Source organism: Maribacter huludaoensis, assembly GCF_029350945.1.
Classification (GTDB): Bacteria; Bacteroidota; Bacteroidia; order Flavobacteriales; family Flavobacteriaceae; genus Maribacter; species Maribacter huludaoensis.
The window spans coordinates 217,403-233,817 of record NZ_JARKMS010000001.1; the positions used below are offsets into that span (position 1 = coordinate 217,403).

Here is a 16,415-nt window from a genome sequence, read left to right on the forward strand (position 1 = left end):
ATTATAGACTATTTGAAAATTCTCTTTTTAAATTATTAAGCTTGTTGCTTACGCTAGCATCATACTGTAAATCTCCAACTCTTAATATGAAGCCTCCAATAATACTTTCGTCCACTTTACTTTCTAGGGTAACTTCATTACCGGTAAGTGCAGCAACTTTCAATAATATTTTCTTTTCCATTGCGGCATCTAAAGGTACTGCAGTGGTAACATAAGCCACATCTTTACCTTTTTGTTGCTCATTAAGAATAATGTATTTTAAGGCAACTTCGTTTAGCATTCCCAAACGCTTGTTGTCTACCAACATATTAATAGTGCCTTCCGTGATCGAATGACTACCCTTAAAAATCTCAAGTAGAGCATTCTTTTTCATAGTACCGGATACAACCGGACTAGCCAATACATCTTTAAGTTCCTTACTATCTGAAATAGTAGCGGCGATTGAACGCATATCTTTTTCAACAGCATCCAAGGCCTTGTTTTCCTTGGCCATATCCAATATTGCCTTTGCGTAACGTAATGCAGCTCTAGATTCGCTCATTATTTCTTTTAGTTAAGTTTTATATCGCTCAACATTGTATCTACCAATTTCAATTGCTTGTCATTGTTAGATAAATCCTCTTTCAATACTTTTTCTGCTATAGCAACAGACAATTCTGCAACCTGACTTTTAATGTCGGCAACAGCAGCTTTTTTCTCACTTTCGATTGCAGTCTGTGCTTGCTTCAACATTTTATCACCTTCAAGCTTTGCTTGTTCTTTAGAGTCAGAAATCATTTTTTCTTTGATTTCACGAGCTTCTTTCAACATAGCCTCACGTTCTGCACGTGCTTCTTGAAGCATCTTTTCGTTATCGGCCTGTAAGTTCTGCATATCTGCCTTTGCTTTCTCAGCTGCGGCCAATGCTTCCTCAATACCCGTTTCTCTTTCGTTCAAAGAGTTTAAAATTGGTTTCCAAGCAAATTTTACCATCAAGAATATTAATCCTAATAATAATATTGTTTGAACTATAAACAAACCTGGTGAAAAATCGTTCAATAAAACTTCCATATCCTAATCTTTAAAATCTAAATCAAATAATTAAAAAACATTTCCTGTAACCAACCGTTACAGGAAGATGTCTTTGGGTTTTCGTGTTCTTATTTTCCTAAGAACAAAGCACCGAATGCCAAACCTTCTAAAAGTGCAGCTACGATAATCATCGCAGTTTGAATTTTTCCTGCCGCTTCTGGCTGACGAGCAATACCTTCCATTGCTTTACCACCGATTTGACCAAGACCTAGACCTGCTCCGATAACGATTAAACCTGCTCCAATTAAATTGTAAGTTACCATACTAATTGATTTATATAATTAAATTAAAAAAACTCTTATTAAATGAAGTCCGCCCTTACATCTTCCGTATCGGCTACCTCGTGACCCGCCTCATCGTGTTCATGATCATGGTCATGCTCTGCAACTGCCATACCTATAAATAAAGCAGAAAGTGCAGTAAAAATATATGCTTGCAAAAAGGCTACTAAAACCTCAATAAGCGTAATAAAAAATGATAATACCAATGATAAACCTGTAGCACCCGCTACCCCCAAACTCTCTTTTAAGGTAAACATGATCGCAATTAAGCTCATTACCACAATGTGCCCCGCAGATATGTTTGCGAACAAACGTACTAGCAATGAAAATGGCTTAATGATAAATGCACCAGCTAATTCTATAATAGCCAAAATAGGCTTTACAAATACAGGTACACCCGGCATCCATAAAATGTGCATCCAGTAATCTTTATTTCCACTAACCGTATAAATAACTAAAGTGAAAATTGCCAAACAAGCCGTTACCGCTATTTGTCCAGTAACATTAAACCCAAATGGGGTAAGTCCCAACAAGTTTAACACCCAGATAAAGAAGAACACGGTTAACAAGTAACCCGTAAATCTTCTATAATGCTTTTCACCAATATTTGGTCTTGCAATCTCATCTCTTACATAAAGCACCAATGGCTCTAACACTCTACCGAAACCAGTAGGTATATTTTTCTTACCATATTGTTTCGCCAAAGAAGAAAAGGCCAACAACATCAACAAACCTACCAACAACACACCAACAACACTTTTAGTAATTGAAAAATCTAAAACTTTATGCGCATTTGTTGCATGATGCTCTTCATCAAAACTAACCGATGAAGCGCCTGCTTCCAACTCATAAATTTTACTGTGAAGTTTTACAAATTTAGAACCGTTCTTTTCAACAATTACTTGCCCGTTATCATCATGGTGAAATTCTGAGGACATAAAAGTCACTAATCCATTGCTTGACCAAAGAATAACCGGAAGGGGAAAACCAACATGTTTTCTTTCACCTGAATCACTAGTATATGAGAATAAATGAAAATCGTGAGAATCTTTAAGGTGATGTAAAATATAGGCGTCAACCTGTTCCTTTCCACTTACCACTCCTTCTGGCTCAGTATCAGATATAGCAAAACTTTGTAATGAAAAACAAAGTATTAGAAGTTGTAATAAGGTTTTAATCGTATTTGAAACTTGCATCATTAGTTCTTTATCAAAAAATTTAGCTCCTAGAAATTTTGCGCAAAAGTAGTTAATTATTGCATAAACTACCCAATTTTAAAGCTTTAAAATTTAGAGTCTTTTTTTGCGCATAATTTTCGAAATAAAAAACACTTCTAGAAACAAAAAAATAATCACCGGTATAAGTAGCCCACCCCTATATATTTGAGGCATAATCAGTTCTCCTAAAAGGTAAGGATAGAATAGTGCCGCAAAAATTGTAATCTTAAAAACAAGTACACCCATATAGATAAAACCTAATTGTTCAAAAAAGGAATTGTTTTTAGAGGCAATTAAGAAAATGATGACCAGTGTAAGGGAAAACAAAAAATGAAATGTATAGGCCTTGATCAATAGCGGACCTAAATAGGTTGGCGGATCTAATAAGGCAAGATTTTGTAGAAAATAAGAAGTCGCGCCCACAACAGTGAACACGACTATATATAAAGTGATATTTTTTAGCAACGTTTATTTATTTAGCGCCATAACTTTTTTTATGACTAAATAGATAGACAAAAATACAGCAAGTAATGTAAATGTATCCTCTAAAAACGTTTTTTCAAACTTTTGATCTAACCACTCTCCTAAAAGATTGCCCAAGTATATAGTGACACCCATTTGTATGGCAACACCAGATAAGCTTGCGGCATTTCTTAAGAGTTCAGAATTATCATTACGAGGCTTTTGCGGCTCCATTATTTGAAGATTTAAAACCTGTACCCGCAGCTTTACCACCACCCATGGTACAAGATGCGTTAAATGTAGCACCCGGTTCAACAGCCAATTTACTTACAGAAACGGTACCTTCTATAACTGCAGATGATTTTAAGGATAATAGATCGGATACTAAAAGTTCTCCATTAAAACTGCCTTCTATATCTGCATTTACACATTCTACTTTTCCATGAATGTAGCCATCTTTACCGATCACCACTTTACCGGAAGTTTTTACATTACCATCTAGCTTACCATCTATACGAAAATCCGCTTCAGATATAATATCTCCTTTAATTTTGGTGTTCTTCTCTATTCTATTAGGCTGGCCTCCTACTTCATTCATAGCTCTAGGTTTTTGTTTGTCTGAAAACATTGTTCACGGTTTTGGGGTTAAAAGCGTACTTCTATATTCGTTTAAATTTTTATGAACTTGTACAATCTTATAGTTCTCTGATAAAACTACAAAATTCTCATCAGCCACACGGTAATCCTTATTATTTTTTAGCAGCTCGGCATACCCAAGGGCAAAATCTTTAGATTTAAATCCGTGTACGACTACAAATTGATCTTCTAGGTTATAAATATCCCTAGAAACAATATTTTTATATTTCAAGTCTATAATAGATTGCTCTAACAATTCCATCAATTTTATAGCTTGTTCCGTTTTACTTCTTTTAAACGGAAAGACTACTTTCCAGTTCGATGTTCCTTTAGAATCTGTCTCTGGTGAAAACTCTTTCTGTTCCAACTTCGGTAGTTGCTCTGCAATCATTTGCTCGGCTTTTTTTCCTTCAGGATTATTAGGATACGTCAACGCCACATAATTCAATGCTTCTTTAAAGGGCTTAAAACCTTGCAGCCTACCAATGGCATTTGCCTTCAACATTTCAAACTTTGGAACAATTGGATCACCTGTAAATTTATTGATATTTTCTTCTGCGCCAGTAATTACCTGTAAGTACTGCTGTTCATTATATTGTTTAAATAAACTTTCATAGCGTTTCTCTGGACTATCTGAACTATCTGCAAGAACCGCTTGAGGGTTTAACAGTATTTCAGCGTATCTAGAATCTGAATGATTGGCAATAATATCTGCCTTCATCGTCTCTTTCAAAGGACTATCTACTTCTTCGTATATTTTATAAAGATTATATTTTGAAGGAAGAATTAAACGCTCTTCTGCATTGCTTGCCAATACGTTTTCTAATTTGGCAGCAGCCAAAAGATTCTCATTGAACTTCTCCTTATATATCAACCCCAATTGATAATTGGCAAAATTACGTTCTGTCTTTAAGCTATCAATTATAGCAACATCTGTAGGTAAACGATCCATGTAATAGTCTAACGAGAATTTCTCATCCTCACTAACCACACTTAAACTATCGTTAACACCGGATGCATTCTGTAGTGCGATATTCTCACTATTGATAACCGATTTATCAGACCATCGCCAATCATCTGTCAATTCTCTATTGCCCCAACGGTTTTTGAAGTCGTTTTGACCATAGCCCAAACTAGTAATGTTATAGAAATAGAATTTACCCTTATTCTCTTTACCGCCCTTGCTGTTGTTAAAAGCAGCAAAACCATCTGTAATTCTTTCCTTCTCTTTTTTCTGCGCAGCTTCCTTAGCTTTTTGTAGCTCTTCAATATGTTTACCAAAATATGCCAATTGCTCATCTTTTGGCATTTGGTAAACCGTAATTACACTATCAGTATAATGCACAATGTCTTCGTACTTAATAACATCTTCAAGGTTATCCCTTTTTTTCTTGATTGCCCTAAATTTCTTGGTATTCTCGTCAAGGTTGGTCAATACGCTATCATAATAGGCACCTGCGGGCTTATAGATACTTTCATCAAAATTATATTCTGCTAAATTCTCATAGTTGAGCGCATTCAATTTTGGCTTGTTTTGCGATGCTCTGAGCGATTTGTTGAAATACAATATTGCCAAACTATCGGATTCTTGTTCTAAGTAAAACTCTGCCAATTGCCTATAAATGCCATCTAAGTAAGGTCTGTTCTCCCTATTTAGCTCCATCTTGGTTAAATATTCCAAGATTTCTTCTTTATTCTCACCAGTGACCTGGGTATTCTTTAATTTTTCGATTTTGGCGTTGATCATATAAATCCTAGGGGACTTTCTATTCAACTCGATCACCTTATCAAAAGCATAATTGGCACTGTCCCTATAACCCAACTGATTGTACAACTGACCAATAATATAATAGTACCTTCCTTTTTCAGGATTCTTTTTTGTGTAATGCGATGCAATTTTTAGGTTTTGAACCGCAGTATCCGGAGCATTAAGATTTATATAGGCTTGTGCCAACATTGCCCTTGCATCTGCATATTCTTGATCTTTTAAACGCTCATATTTCATTAAGCGTTTTAAATTTTTTATCGCTAAATCATCATTCTCTAACCTAATATTTACCTTTTCTCGCCAAATACTTGCTTCATTAAGCTTATCACTTTCCGAATATTTATTGAGAATGTAATTGAAGGATTCCAATGCAGGAATGTAGCGTTCATCAAAATAACGAGCTTTACCTAACAATAGAAAAGCCTCATCTATTTGAGGGTTGCGTTCTTCATCCTTAATATCCATACTATGCTTTTGAATAGCCTTTGTAGCTTTTTCTTCTGCAATAAGAAAATTAGGATTGTTGTCTTCTGAATCTAATTTTATTTCGCCGCTAACTTCTAAACGTTCTATGGGCAAAACTTCAAAATAATCATCTTGATAAGTATCGTTCAACGTTTCTCGCCCTTGTTCAAAAGCAATGTTACCATTATACAAGGTGTTGTATTTGGTATTGAGCGCGTGCCAATTTCGGTTTACGAACTTGTCTTTCTTAACGGAACATGCATTAAAAAGCATACTCGTTAAAACACCGGATAAAATAAGTTTGTTTCTAAGATTCAAAATAGATAATCTACGTATGTATGTTTAACTTAAAAACAACCAGATTATTATACCGTTTATCGGTAAACTGCATATTTATTTTTAAGTCGTGTCACCATTTATGAACCGCAAAACCAAATTTTTACCGACCATATAGTTTGTTTTATATTAAAATGATCACGAGCTTTTGAGTTTACTGCAGATAATCTGATCAAATGCAACTTCGTCGGATTTTATCTTACTTGGGTTAAAACTTAGAAAAGAAAAACCGACCTAATGGTCGGTTTTAAGTTTTTACACTAACTATAGTACGTTTTATTTAAAACCAGTTAAATTATACCATATGTAGTTCTTAACTGCGCTCTAAACGGACATATATTTTTAAATTATTCAACAACTACCTCAGTCTTTTCAGACCCAAAGAAAACTTCTAATTCTTTTAAAGTCTCGGCAGATGTTTCAATGTCTTTGACCACCTCACCTTTGCTAAGTACAACAATACGCTCACATACTTCGGTTACATGAATTAGATCATGACTAGAAACCAATACCGTTACATCTTGCTGTGCAGCCAGATCTTTAATAATCTGCTTAAGGCGAATCTGCGTTGTTGGATCTAAATTGGCAAAAGGTTCATCTAGAATCACCACTTTGGGGTTGCCAATAAAAGAGGCCACTATACCTGCTTTCTTCTGGTTTCCCTTAGATAAATCCCTCAAGTACTTTTTCTGACCTAATATTTCGCCATGGAAAAAGTCCTGATACTGTGCTAAAAGCGCGTCTACATCGGCTTTATTTTGCCCACGTAGGTCCCCTATGAAATAAAAATATTCTTCGGGAGTCAAATACCCGATCAAAAAGGTTTCATCAATAAAGGAAGATGTAAACGGTTTCCAATTTTCACTGGTGTTTACTTGAACTTCATTATTGATAATATGACCTGTAGTTGGTTGTATTAAGTCTAGCAACAAACTAAACAGCGTAGTTTTACCCGCGCCGTTATTTCCTACCAATCCAAAGCTTTGTCCTGTTGGTATTTCTAGGTTCTCTATATTCAATACTTGTTGTGCACCGTATATTTTTGATAAATTTTCTATTGTAATCATAATCGTGTTATTTACTTTGGCTATGCTCAGCAGCCTTTTAGTTCGTTATTGGTTAAAAGAAATAAATCCAATTTATCTGTCTGAATAGCTTATTAACAATTAGCCGACATTTAATTTACTTATTCCTGCAACTTTATATTCCTTACTGAATTCTTTAAGTTTTCCTAAATAAGCTTTTTTCTTTGTACTTATTACTTAATACTCGGTACTTATCAATCAACTCGCCTTTTCTTTAAAACCTGCAATCATTCCATATTTCTTTTTCTTGTATTGCTCCGTAATTAAACCTAACAAGTGATTCTTCATGGCAAAACCGATGATGCCTAGAACAGATAATACTCCTACTGCCACTTCTAAACTAAAGATGTAGTAAAAGATGGAGAATATAATGATCGGTACAATTAATACCGGAAGCATAACCAAAAACTGGGTAGCACTTGCACCCTGCATATTACCAAACGGACTTTGATCTAACTCGATCCTTTTCTTATTAAATGAACCAAAATATAATATGACGGGTATGTTTACACCCAAGTTGTATAAGGCACATCCAAAATTAATTGCCAAGGCATCCCAACCAAAGTAAACGTAGGGTATCGTCAATAAAAACATAGCTACAATGCTCACTGTAATTAGTGAAACCTTTGACTCCAGATACTTTCGCATAGGTATGTTTTGCGACATCATCATACTATAGTAACTACTATCCCAAGCCGGAATAAACTGACCAAAATTACTTAAGAAAATACCTGTCATAAATATACCCACAAAGGCTTTCATAGGCATCATGCTACTATATATCTCCTGGGTATAGAATACCAGACCGTAAAAGACAAACAATAACGAAATATACACTTGTGACTTGGTTCTTTTATTTCTCCAAATCATTTTAAGATCTAACTGAAGAAAAGAGCCCATTTCGCCAAAGCGTTTGGTCCAAGCTAAATCTGAGGTATTTGCCTGTACCGATTTTGCTTTGAGCTTTGCATCTAGGTAAATTTTATTTTTTAAGTATTTATAATTTACATAGTACATAGCGACTGCAAACGCAATAGGTATCAAAACCGTAATTGGATATGCGTAAAGTGCATGAAAAACAGGAGCAAAAAACTCTTTTATAGAGAACACTCCAAAATAGTCCAATCCGTAACCTAAGACAAGAATACTACCTATTCCAATAAGGACCTTATCATTCTTATTTACTAACAAGTTTACGTAATTTATACTCAAAACAATACCTATAATACCCACTATCCAAAGTAAAACATTGAGTACAGGGTAGCCATTAAATAGTAACACTATTGCAAACGGAACTATAAAAAATAGCGTCAATAAATTATATATAGATGCGGCAGATCTACCTAAGATATAATGTGCAATGGTGCTTTTCTTTACCGGTGTGGTCAAGAATGGTTTTATATCCATCACCGGTAATTTCTGCATGAAATACCTTAAGAATAATTCCATTAAAATCCAGTAAATGAAATACTGGCTTATAGTCCACATAGGGCTTTGATCTGGGAATATTTCTTTTAAAAGAAAGTACATTCCACCACCGGCAACAGCGAGTGAAAGTAGCATGTAAACTCCGAAAAATCCCATTACTATTTTTATTCCTAGACTTTTACCAAGATTAGAGGATCTAAAAAAAGATTTCCATTGTAAGGAAGAAAATCGTTTAAACATTCGGTTGGTTTTAGGATTCAGGATATAAGTAAGAAAAATCTTGAATTTGTTACAAGATGTTTTACATATATTCTTAAACTATTTAAATTCCATAAGAAATATTGTCTTTTTATTATAAAATTAGATAGAAATACTTAATAGTAATGTACTAAATCTTATGCCGATGAAATTTTAGAGCTACCTAAATGCATGATGGATTTATCTATAAATCTGCAATTTTAAGGTGGCTAAATTTTTCTAATACTCTTAAATGTTCCTTATAAATAAAGAAATAAATAGGAGAAAAAATAGCATTGCATTGTAAATCAAAAACGAAATATATGTAAAATTTCCATTCTTAAATAGACCAAGTATATCTAAAAAAAGAGGATTATATATCAAGTAAAAAAAAGCAAACCCCACAGCTTGAGTTTTGTATAAAAAACTAAATGAGGATTTAATTTGCGTTTTTTTTATTGCGAAATGGATAATAACAATAACGGATAATATTATGGTGAAAACACATCCATATAAATATCTTAAAAACTCAAAAACAATATTTGAATTTAAGTCCTTTAGAATAAAACCAAAAAATATTGTAAAGAATAAGGCTACTACAGAAGTATATAAATAAAAAAACTTAAGTTTTCTTGCACATTTATCAATCAACATTTTTGGTCCAGAGTATAAAAAACCGATGATTGGATTAGTACTATTTGAAAGTTCTCTTTCCCAAATTAGAGCCTCAGCGTTAAAAGCATCCGAAAAAGTATCGCCATATGTTTCAATTCTTTTTTCAATTGAATTAGCCATATGATCTAAAACCTCCATTTTTAAATCAATTTGAACCAATTCTTTTTTACATAAGTAACTACTAATAAAGTCCAATTGTTCTTGTGCTAACTTCATAAAAATTAATTAATACTCCATTTAGGGTTGACTAATTGTTCCATATTTCTAATGAACTCTTCAAGTTCTGCTAATCGATTGGTCTTTTCTCTAACACCTTGATCCGTAAGTTTGTAATACTTGCGCAACCTATTATCAACCTTTTTAACCTCAACATCTAATAAACCTTCTGCTTCTAATTTGTGCAGTGCAGGATAAAGAGCACCTTCGGTAATTTTTAATTCCCCTTTTGTTATCTCTTTTACCTTTTGGGTAATTTCGTAACCATACATTTTTTCGCCTTCATCTAATAATTTAAGAATGATGGTATTTAAACTGCCTTTATATAATTTGGAATTTGCCATTGTTGTTTAAACTAAAGCAGAAATATACATAATTTTCTTATGCATAAGAATATTATATATAAGTATTCTATTTGTTTTTTAGAAAAAAGTATCTTTCTTACCCGTCAAAAAAATCCTTTCTAAGGTATTTGAAGTTTCTAAAAGTGCTTTATCTAAAAAAGAAATTGCTAGTTCTTTATCCCCACTCCCTTCAGTTTGGAACTACTGACCTCCACTGTATGTCATTAGTTAGTTAACGCTAGAATGGGTTCAGTGTGGAAATTATATTTTATTGATATTGTATACTTGTACTTAATTGGTACGGTACTCGTCACAGACGAGCACTAGCAAAATAAAACCAATTATATAATCTTAAAAGTTAAACAAAAATTAACAAAACCTACTTTTTTGACAAATGTCATATGATATCGCAAAAGCATGCTTAATTTTGTAGATCGATTTAAAGAAATGAACATATGTCGCAATTTCACCCATTAACGGTAAAACATATTAAGAAATTAACGCCAACATCTGTTGCCGTTACATTTTCAATTCCTAAAGAATTGGCACAGACTTTCACCTTTACGGCGGGTCAGTATATCACCATAAAAAAAGAAATAAAGGGCAAAGAACTTAGAAGAGCATATTCTATTAGTTCATCTACGGACAAGGATGGTATCACCATTGGAATTAAAAAAGTAGACAATGGCGGATTCTCCAATTACGCCAACTCACAATTAAAGGTAGGCGATACTTTAGAGGTTATGGAACCAGAAGGTCGTTTTGTTTTTAAAAGAACAAAAGAGGTACAGAACATTGCCGCATTTGCAGCAGGTAGTGGTATAACCCCTATTATGAGTATTGTAAAGTCTGTTTTAGACAGTAACCCAAAGAATACATTTGTTTTGGTTTACGGAAACAAATCTTACGAAGAGACTATGTTCTATACAGATTTGGTGAAATTGGAATTAGAATATGCCAATCGGTTTTTTGTGTACTTTACCAATAGTCAAACTCGTGAAGACAAGGCTTTATTTGGTAGAATAGATACCTCAACCGTAAATTATGCACTATTGAACAAGCATAAGGACGTTGATTTTGATGGATACTATTTATGTGGACCAGAGGAGATGATCCGTTTGGTACAAGATACTTTAATAGATAATGAAGTTGATAAGGATAAAATCCGTTTTGAACTTTTTACACCCACTGAAATAAAAGAGGAACTACCTATACAGGCCGATGGTCAAACAGCAGTTACCGTACTTGTTGATGATGAAGAATTTCAGTTTACGATGGACAAAAAAACCATAATTCTTGATGCTGTTCTTAAAGAAAATATTGATGCACCATATTCTTGCCAAGGCGGAGTATGTAGCAGCTGTATAGCCAAAGTAACCGAAGGAAATGCTGAAATGGTCATGAACCAAATTTTGACCGATAAAGAAATTGCGGACGGATTTATTTTAACCTGTCAAGCGCATGCCACCACACCTACAATAAAGGTAGATTTTGATGATGTATAAATCTATATTAGTATAATTATAAAACGCCATTATTATAATATAGTAATGGCGTTTTTTTATTTCCCGGTCTACCTTTTCAAAGGCAAAATTAAATTGGATTGCGTTATTGTTTTTAAGGGGTTGAAATATCTTTAATAGTATTTTCAATTCGCTAAAGGTATGTCTATAGAAATCATTGGTGTTTTTATCATCATTGCGGTAGTTATAATTTTATTTGCTTTTGAGGTTTTTCCGATGGATAAAATCGCTTTCTGCATTATTGCCGCATTACTATTGACCGGCTTGGTTTCACCCCAAGAAGCCGTCAGCGGATTTTCTAACAAAGCCGTAATCACCATTCTTTGTCTAATGATCTTAGCAATCGGACTTGAAGAAAATGGAGCCATATCTTATCTCGCAAAAGGCTTAAAGGTGCTTAAGAACTGGCCGGTTGTCCTGGCCATGGTCGCTATTATGCTGATTGCGGGAAGTATTTCTGCCTTTGTAAGCTCTACTGCCGTGGTCATTGTGTTTATTAAAATTGTTGCAGAACTGCGCGAAAAATATCAGTTACCCCCAGGCAAATTGTTATTACCTATTTCTTTTGCAAGTATTTTAGGGGGCAGTTGTACCCTAATGGGAACATCTACCAACCTTTTGGTAAGCAATATAGCCGCAAGGTATACCGGTGAAAAATTGGGTTTCTTTGAATTTACATTGACCGGCATTGTTTTTTTAGGAATTTCAATGGGAATTATTGCCCTTTTTTATCGGTTTTTGCCAAAAGACACTGGTAAACTTTCAGATAATTATGACCTTGATCGATATCTCTTGACGGTGACGGTAGAAAGTGATTCTCCTTTGGTAAATAAACCAATAGGTGAAAGTTTCATGTTCAAAGAAATTGACATTACCGTTTTGCGACTAACACGAAAAGGCTTTGACCAAAACTTATTGAATCATGATTTGTTAATTCAACCTAATGATGTAATTCTTCTGCACTGTAGTTTGGAAAACCTTCAAAAAATGCGTGCCGAAGGTTATTTTGAAGTGGATTCGGAAGACAAAGACCATTTTACATCCACTAAAAATACCCAAATCAAAAAAGTTAGTGATGCCCAAGTAAAGAATGATGAAAATAATGAGGAAGATGATGAAAGCCTTTTGTTAGAATTATTGCTGTTACCCGGTTCTAAATTTTTAGGCAGAAACTTATCTGAATTAAAAACCATGTTGATACCAAGGGCAATCCCTTTAGCGGTAAACAAGCGAAAGAAGCTACGTATTCTTCAGAACCGCTTACATCAAAGCAATCATGAGTTTACAAAGCTTCATGTAGGAGATCGATTATTGATACAAACCAAGCCCGAGTACGTATCTAATTTTGAAAACAGCAATAATCTAGCGGTATTAAACCAATATGAAGGTCGTGCACCTGCCACGCCGTTTAAAAGAAACTTATCCATCCTTATATTAATTGCCACCATTGCCATGGCAGCTACCGGAGTTTTTGAAGTAATGACAAGTGTAATTACAGGAACCTTAGCTATGCTCCTTTTTAAGTGCGTAGAGTTAAATCGTATTTATGAGAAGATCAATTGGCAAATTATTTTCTTATTGGCAGGTATGATACCACTAGGTATAGCAATGAGCAATGCCAAGGCAGATACATGGATCACGGAAGAACTGTTGGCATTAATGTCCGGTGAGCAACCTATATTCATTATCGGATTGTTGTTTTTAACGACCATGATACTAAGTAGTGTAGTATCAAACAATGCTACGGCAATTATAATGGCACCTATTGGGATTTCATTGGCCAGCGGATTAAGTCTTGATCCCAAGCCATTTATTCTTTGTGTAATGTTTGCGGCAAATTTCAGTTTCTTTACTCCCTTAGGATATCAAACAAATGCGCTTATCTACAGTATGGGAATTTATAAATTCAAACACTTTTTAGTAATCGGCGGGGTTATATCCGTAGTGCTTTGGATCGTGGGCACCTTACTTTTAAGTGCAATGTTGTAATCAACTATTTGGTAAATACCTCCTCGAACTTTTTAACAGCAGCTTCATAGCCAATGGCGTAGGCTTTTTCTATACCCCTTCTATCTAACAAGCCAATATGTTCCAATTCTTTAGATTCAAGCACCAAATGACAATTATTGATCTTTTGTCGGTTAATGGCGTAAATCATCAAACCGGTAACCCTGCCCGTTAATTGAAATGAGTTGTTTAAGTGCTTTTTCTCCAATTGAGATACGACGGATACATTACTTCCAATAACAAAATCTACCTTGGGCAAAACCGGTTCAGAAGGAAAGTTGTTCATGATCCCACCATCTGCATATAATTCTCCATTATATTCCACAGGACTGAAAACAGGTGGTAATGCAGCGGAGGCCAATAAGGGCTTTATAAGCTCCCCTTCATGAATAAACAACTCTTCACCTTTCTGTAAATTGGTTGCTACTACATGTAGTTCCCTATTTAAGGCCGCAAAACTATCATCTGGAAAGTACTGTTTAAAAGAAGTAATATAACTTTCACTATTGAGCAAACCGGGTTTGGCAACCGCAAAGTAATTATACTTAAAGAGTGGCGTTTCCTTAAAAAACCGAAGCATGTCTTCTACGGGCTTATCCGCAGCATACAAAGCACCTACCAAGGCACCTATACTACTACCTGAAACCACATTAGCCTCAAGACCGAATTCTTGCATTGCCTTGATCACACCTATATGCGCCATGCCTCTAATACCTCCGCCCGAAAGTACCAAACCTATGGACTTAGAACCTATTTGCATCTATCTAAAATTAATTTCAAAAAAAATGCCAAGCGAATACTATTATTCGCTTGGCATAAAATTAATCATAAATACGGACTAAGAATCCAATCCGAAGGCATAATAATATTTACTTCCGTCTTCATAAACGCCCTCTAACATTACTCCGCCTTTTTTGTTTTCCAAAACAGTGGCTACATCTTCAATATCATTGACACGCTTACCGTCTATATGTGTTATGATAAACCCTTCTCGCATTTGTGTTTCCTTCTTAATTTTACCCGGGTAAAGTTTAGAAACCTTAACACCGCCATCTATTTTCAGTTTTTTAGCGATTTCCTTATCCACATTCTCAAAATCCGCTCCTAAAAGGTTAAATACCTCTTTCTTTTCTTTCTTGATAAAATTGGTCCCACCTTGAGAATTATGTAACTCAACCTCAAACTCCTTTTCCTTTCCGTTTCTATTTACCACTATTGTAACCTTATCACCTGGTCTTTTACCGGCAATAATTTCTTGAAGTCTAGGTGATGTTGCCGTTTCCTTTCCGTCAACGCTTACGATAATATCACCAGATTCCATTCCTGCCAAATCTGCACCACTATCCTCACCAACTTGCTCTACCCAAACACCTTTGGTAAAATCAACATCTTTTTCTTTTGCCAAGTTGCTATCCATAGTTCTAATGGTTACCCCTAACATACCACGTTGCACATTACCGAATTTTAACAGGTCTTCTACTACTTTGGTAACAATATTACTAGGGACTGCAAATCCGTATCCTGTATACGTACCCGTAGTACTTGCAATGGCCGTATTGATCCCTACTAGGTTTCCGTCTAAATTTACTAATGCACCCCCACTGTTGCCTGGGTTAATGGCAGCATCTGTCTGAATAAAACTCTCTACCGCAAACTTATCGGTATTTATATGTATACTTCTTGCTTTGGCACTAACGATACCTGCAGTAACCGTAGAGTTCAACCCTAAAGGATTACCAACGGCCAATACCCACTCACCTACTTCAACATCATCGGAATTTACCAAAGACATGGTTTTTAAATTATCTGCTTTGATCTGTAATAGCGCCAAATCTGTAGTAGGATCCGTACCTATTACCGTTGCCTTGTACGATTGATTATTATACAGGGTTACCTCAACTTCATCCGCATTGTCAATGACGTGGTTATTGGTAACAATATATCCTTGATCATTGATGATCACGCCAGATCCCGTACCTACTCTAGGTCTAGATGAGGATCCTTGTGGAGACTGCCCCTTGAACATATCACCAAAAAACTCTTTGAACGGATCAGGCAGTTCACGAGCACCTTGATTTTGATATGATGATCCCGTTTGTGTAGATTTAATGTGTACAACGGCATCTAAAACTTTCTCTGAAGTTTCTGTAAAATCCAATGGTTTAATATTACCATCGTTGTCTTTGGTATATAATGCCTGTGCCCCGGGTATAGATTCTACCACTGTTACACCGCTAGACTCTTTTACATCTTTTTTGTTGAAATGAATTACCCCGTAACTTACGGCAAGGGCAATAATAGCTGAGAAGAAGTAAACCTTCCAAGCTCCTCTAGAATTTGTGTTTGATTTCATATGTATATAATTTTTAATATTCTTCTAACTGCCTAGTGTCAATAGCTATGCCATGTATAGCCATGTCATTGCTAAAAAAAATTTAAAAGTTTTTGAAATTTTAAGGGATTTTTTAGACTAAGTGGTCTGTAACCTTAAAATTATAGTACTTGAAGCATAAAAATTATGCTCATCAACTGATATTATAGCTTGTTTATAGGCTTTTGCAATTTGTAAACCCTAAAATGTTTTAGAGAAACAAACTGCTTGGTCTAAAACTGACATTTTGACTTAAAGTAAGGCGATTCTTATATTTTAATGATACAATTTAT

Annotated in this window: 16 protein-coding genes; 2 read left to right on the forward strand and 14 right to left on the reverse strand. The window is 34.8% G+C overall.

Going from position 1 to position 16,415, the window contains the following annotated elements:
* Position 1: 1 nt before the first annotated feature.
* The 12 genes from atpH to PXC01_RS01020 form a co-directional block, all read right to left on the reverse strand.
* Positions 2-541, reverse strand: coding sequence for an ATP synthase F1 subunit delta (atpH, locus tag PXC01_RS00970; protein ID WP_276470510.1), 540 nt, complete (start codon positions 539-541; stop codon positions 2-4).
* 8 nt (positions 542-549) lie between these two features.
* A complete protein-coding gene (locus PXC01_RS00975; RefSeq protein WP_276470511.1) occupies positions 550-1,050 on the reverse strand; it encodes a F0F1 ATP synthase subunit B in 501 nt (166 codons plus the stop codon).
* A gap of 89 nt (positions 1,051-1,139) precedes the next feature.
* Positions 1,140-1,334, reverse strand: a complete 195-nt coding sequence (gene atpE / locus PXC01_RS00980) for an ATP synthase F0 subunit C (protein WP_027065438.1) — start codon at positions 1,332-1,334, stop codon at positions 1,140-1,142.
* Between the two features lie 38 nt (positions 1,335-1,372).
* Entirely contained in the window at positions 1,373-2,548 is a 1,176-nt protein-coding gene (gene atpB, locus PXC01_RS00985) for a F0F1 ATP synthase subunit A (protein ID WP_276471244.1), read from the reverse strand.
* Between the two features lie 93 nt (positions 2,549-2,641).
* A complete protein-coding gene (locus PXC01_RS18440) occupies positions 2,642-3,034 on the reverse strand; it encodes a DUF6168 family protein (RefSeq protein ID WP_420828574.1) in 393 nt (130 codons plus the stop codon).
* Positions 3,035-3,037: 3 nt separating this feature from the next.
* Positions 3,038-3,265, reverse strand: coding sequence for an AtpZ/AtpI family protein (locus PXC01_RS00990; RefSeq protein ID WP_276470512.1), 228 nt, complete (start codon positions 3,263-3,265; stop codon positions 3,038-3,040).
* On the reverse strand, positions 3,243-3,659 hold the full coding sequence (locus tag PXC01_RS00995; RefSeq protein ID WP_276470513.1) for a bactofilin family protein: 417 nt from the start codon (positions 3,657-3,659) through the stop codon (positions 3,243-3,245). Before PXC01_RS00995 ends, PXC01_RS00990 begins: the two co-directional genes overlap by 23 nt.
* 3 nt (positions 3,660-3,662) lie before the next feature.
* Complete coding sequence (gene porW, locus PXC01_RS01000; protein WP_420828578.1) at positions 3,663-6,173, reverse strand: type IX secretion system periplasmic lipoprotein PorW/SprE; 2,511 nt, start codon at positions 6,171-6,173, stop codon at positions 3,663-3,665.
* A 410-nt stretch (positions 6,174-6,583) separates the two neighbouring features.
* Entirely contained in the window at positions 6,584-7,303 is a 720-nt protein-coding gene (locus PXC01_RS01005; protein ID WP_276470515.1) for an ABC transporter ATP-binding protein, read from the reverse strand.
* 216 nt (positions 7,304-7,519) lie between these two features.
* Positions 7,520-8,989 carry a DUF5687 family protein gene (locus tag PXC01_RS01010; protein WP_276470516.1) on the reverse strand — a complete coding sequence of 490 codons (1,470 nt, stop codon included), beginning with the start codon at positions 8,987-8,989 and terminating at the stop codon, positions 7,520-7,522.
* Between the two features lie 246 nt (positions 8,990-9,235).
* Positions 9,236-9,877: a hypothetical protein gene (locus PXC01_RS01015; RefSeq protein WP_276470517.1), complete on the reverse strand. Its 642-nt coding sequence runs from the start codon at positions 9,875-9,877 to the stop codon at positions 9,236-9,238.
* Positions 9,878-9,882: 5 nt separating this feature from the next.
* Complete coding sequence (locus PXC01_RS01020) at positions 9,883-10,221, reverse strand: PadR family transcriptional regulator (protein WP_276470518.1); 339 nt, start codon at positions 10,219-10,221, stop codon at positions 9,883-9,885.
* 455 nt (positions 10,222-10,676) lie between these two features.
* Here PXC01_RS01020 and PXC01_RS01025 point away from each other — a divergent pair, with 455 nt between their 5' ends.
* A complete protein-coding gene (locus PXC01_RS01025; protein WP_276470519.1) occupies positions 10,677-11,726 on the forward strand; it encodes a ferredoxin--NADP reductase in 1,050 nt (349 codons plus the stop codon).
* Positions 11,727-11,885: 159 nt separating this feature from the next.
* Complete coding sequence (locus tag PXC01_RS01030; protein ID WP_276470520.1) at positions 11,886-13,733, forward strand: SLC13 family permease; 1,848 nt, start codon at positions 11,886-11,888, stop codon at positions 13,731-13,733.
* 4 nt (positions 13,734-13,737) lie between these two features.
* On the opposite strand, the gene PXC01_RS01035 is transcribed toward PXC01_RS01030, so the two are convergent.
* Together PXC01_RS01035 and PXC01_RS01040 are read right to left on the reverse strand one after the other, a co-directional pair.
* Positions 13,738-14,511 (reverse strand): patatin-like phospholipase family protein, encoded by a 774-nt coding sequence (locus tag PXC01_RS01035; RefSeq protein WP_276470521.1) that lies wholly within the window; start codon positions 14,509-14,511, stop codon positions 13,738-13,740.
* Between the two features lie 78 nt (positions 14,512-14,589).
* Positions 14,590-16,104: a Do family serine endopeptidase gene (locus tag PXC01_RS01040; protein WP_276470522.1), complete on the reverse strand. Its 1,515-nt coding sequence runs from the start codon at positions 16,102-16,104 to the stop codon at positions 14,590-14,592.
* Positions 16,105-16,415 lie beyond the last annotated feature (311 nt).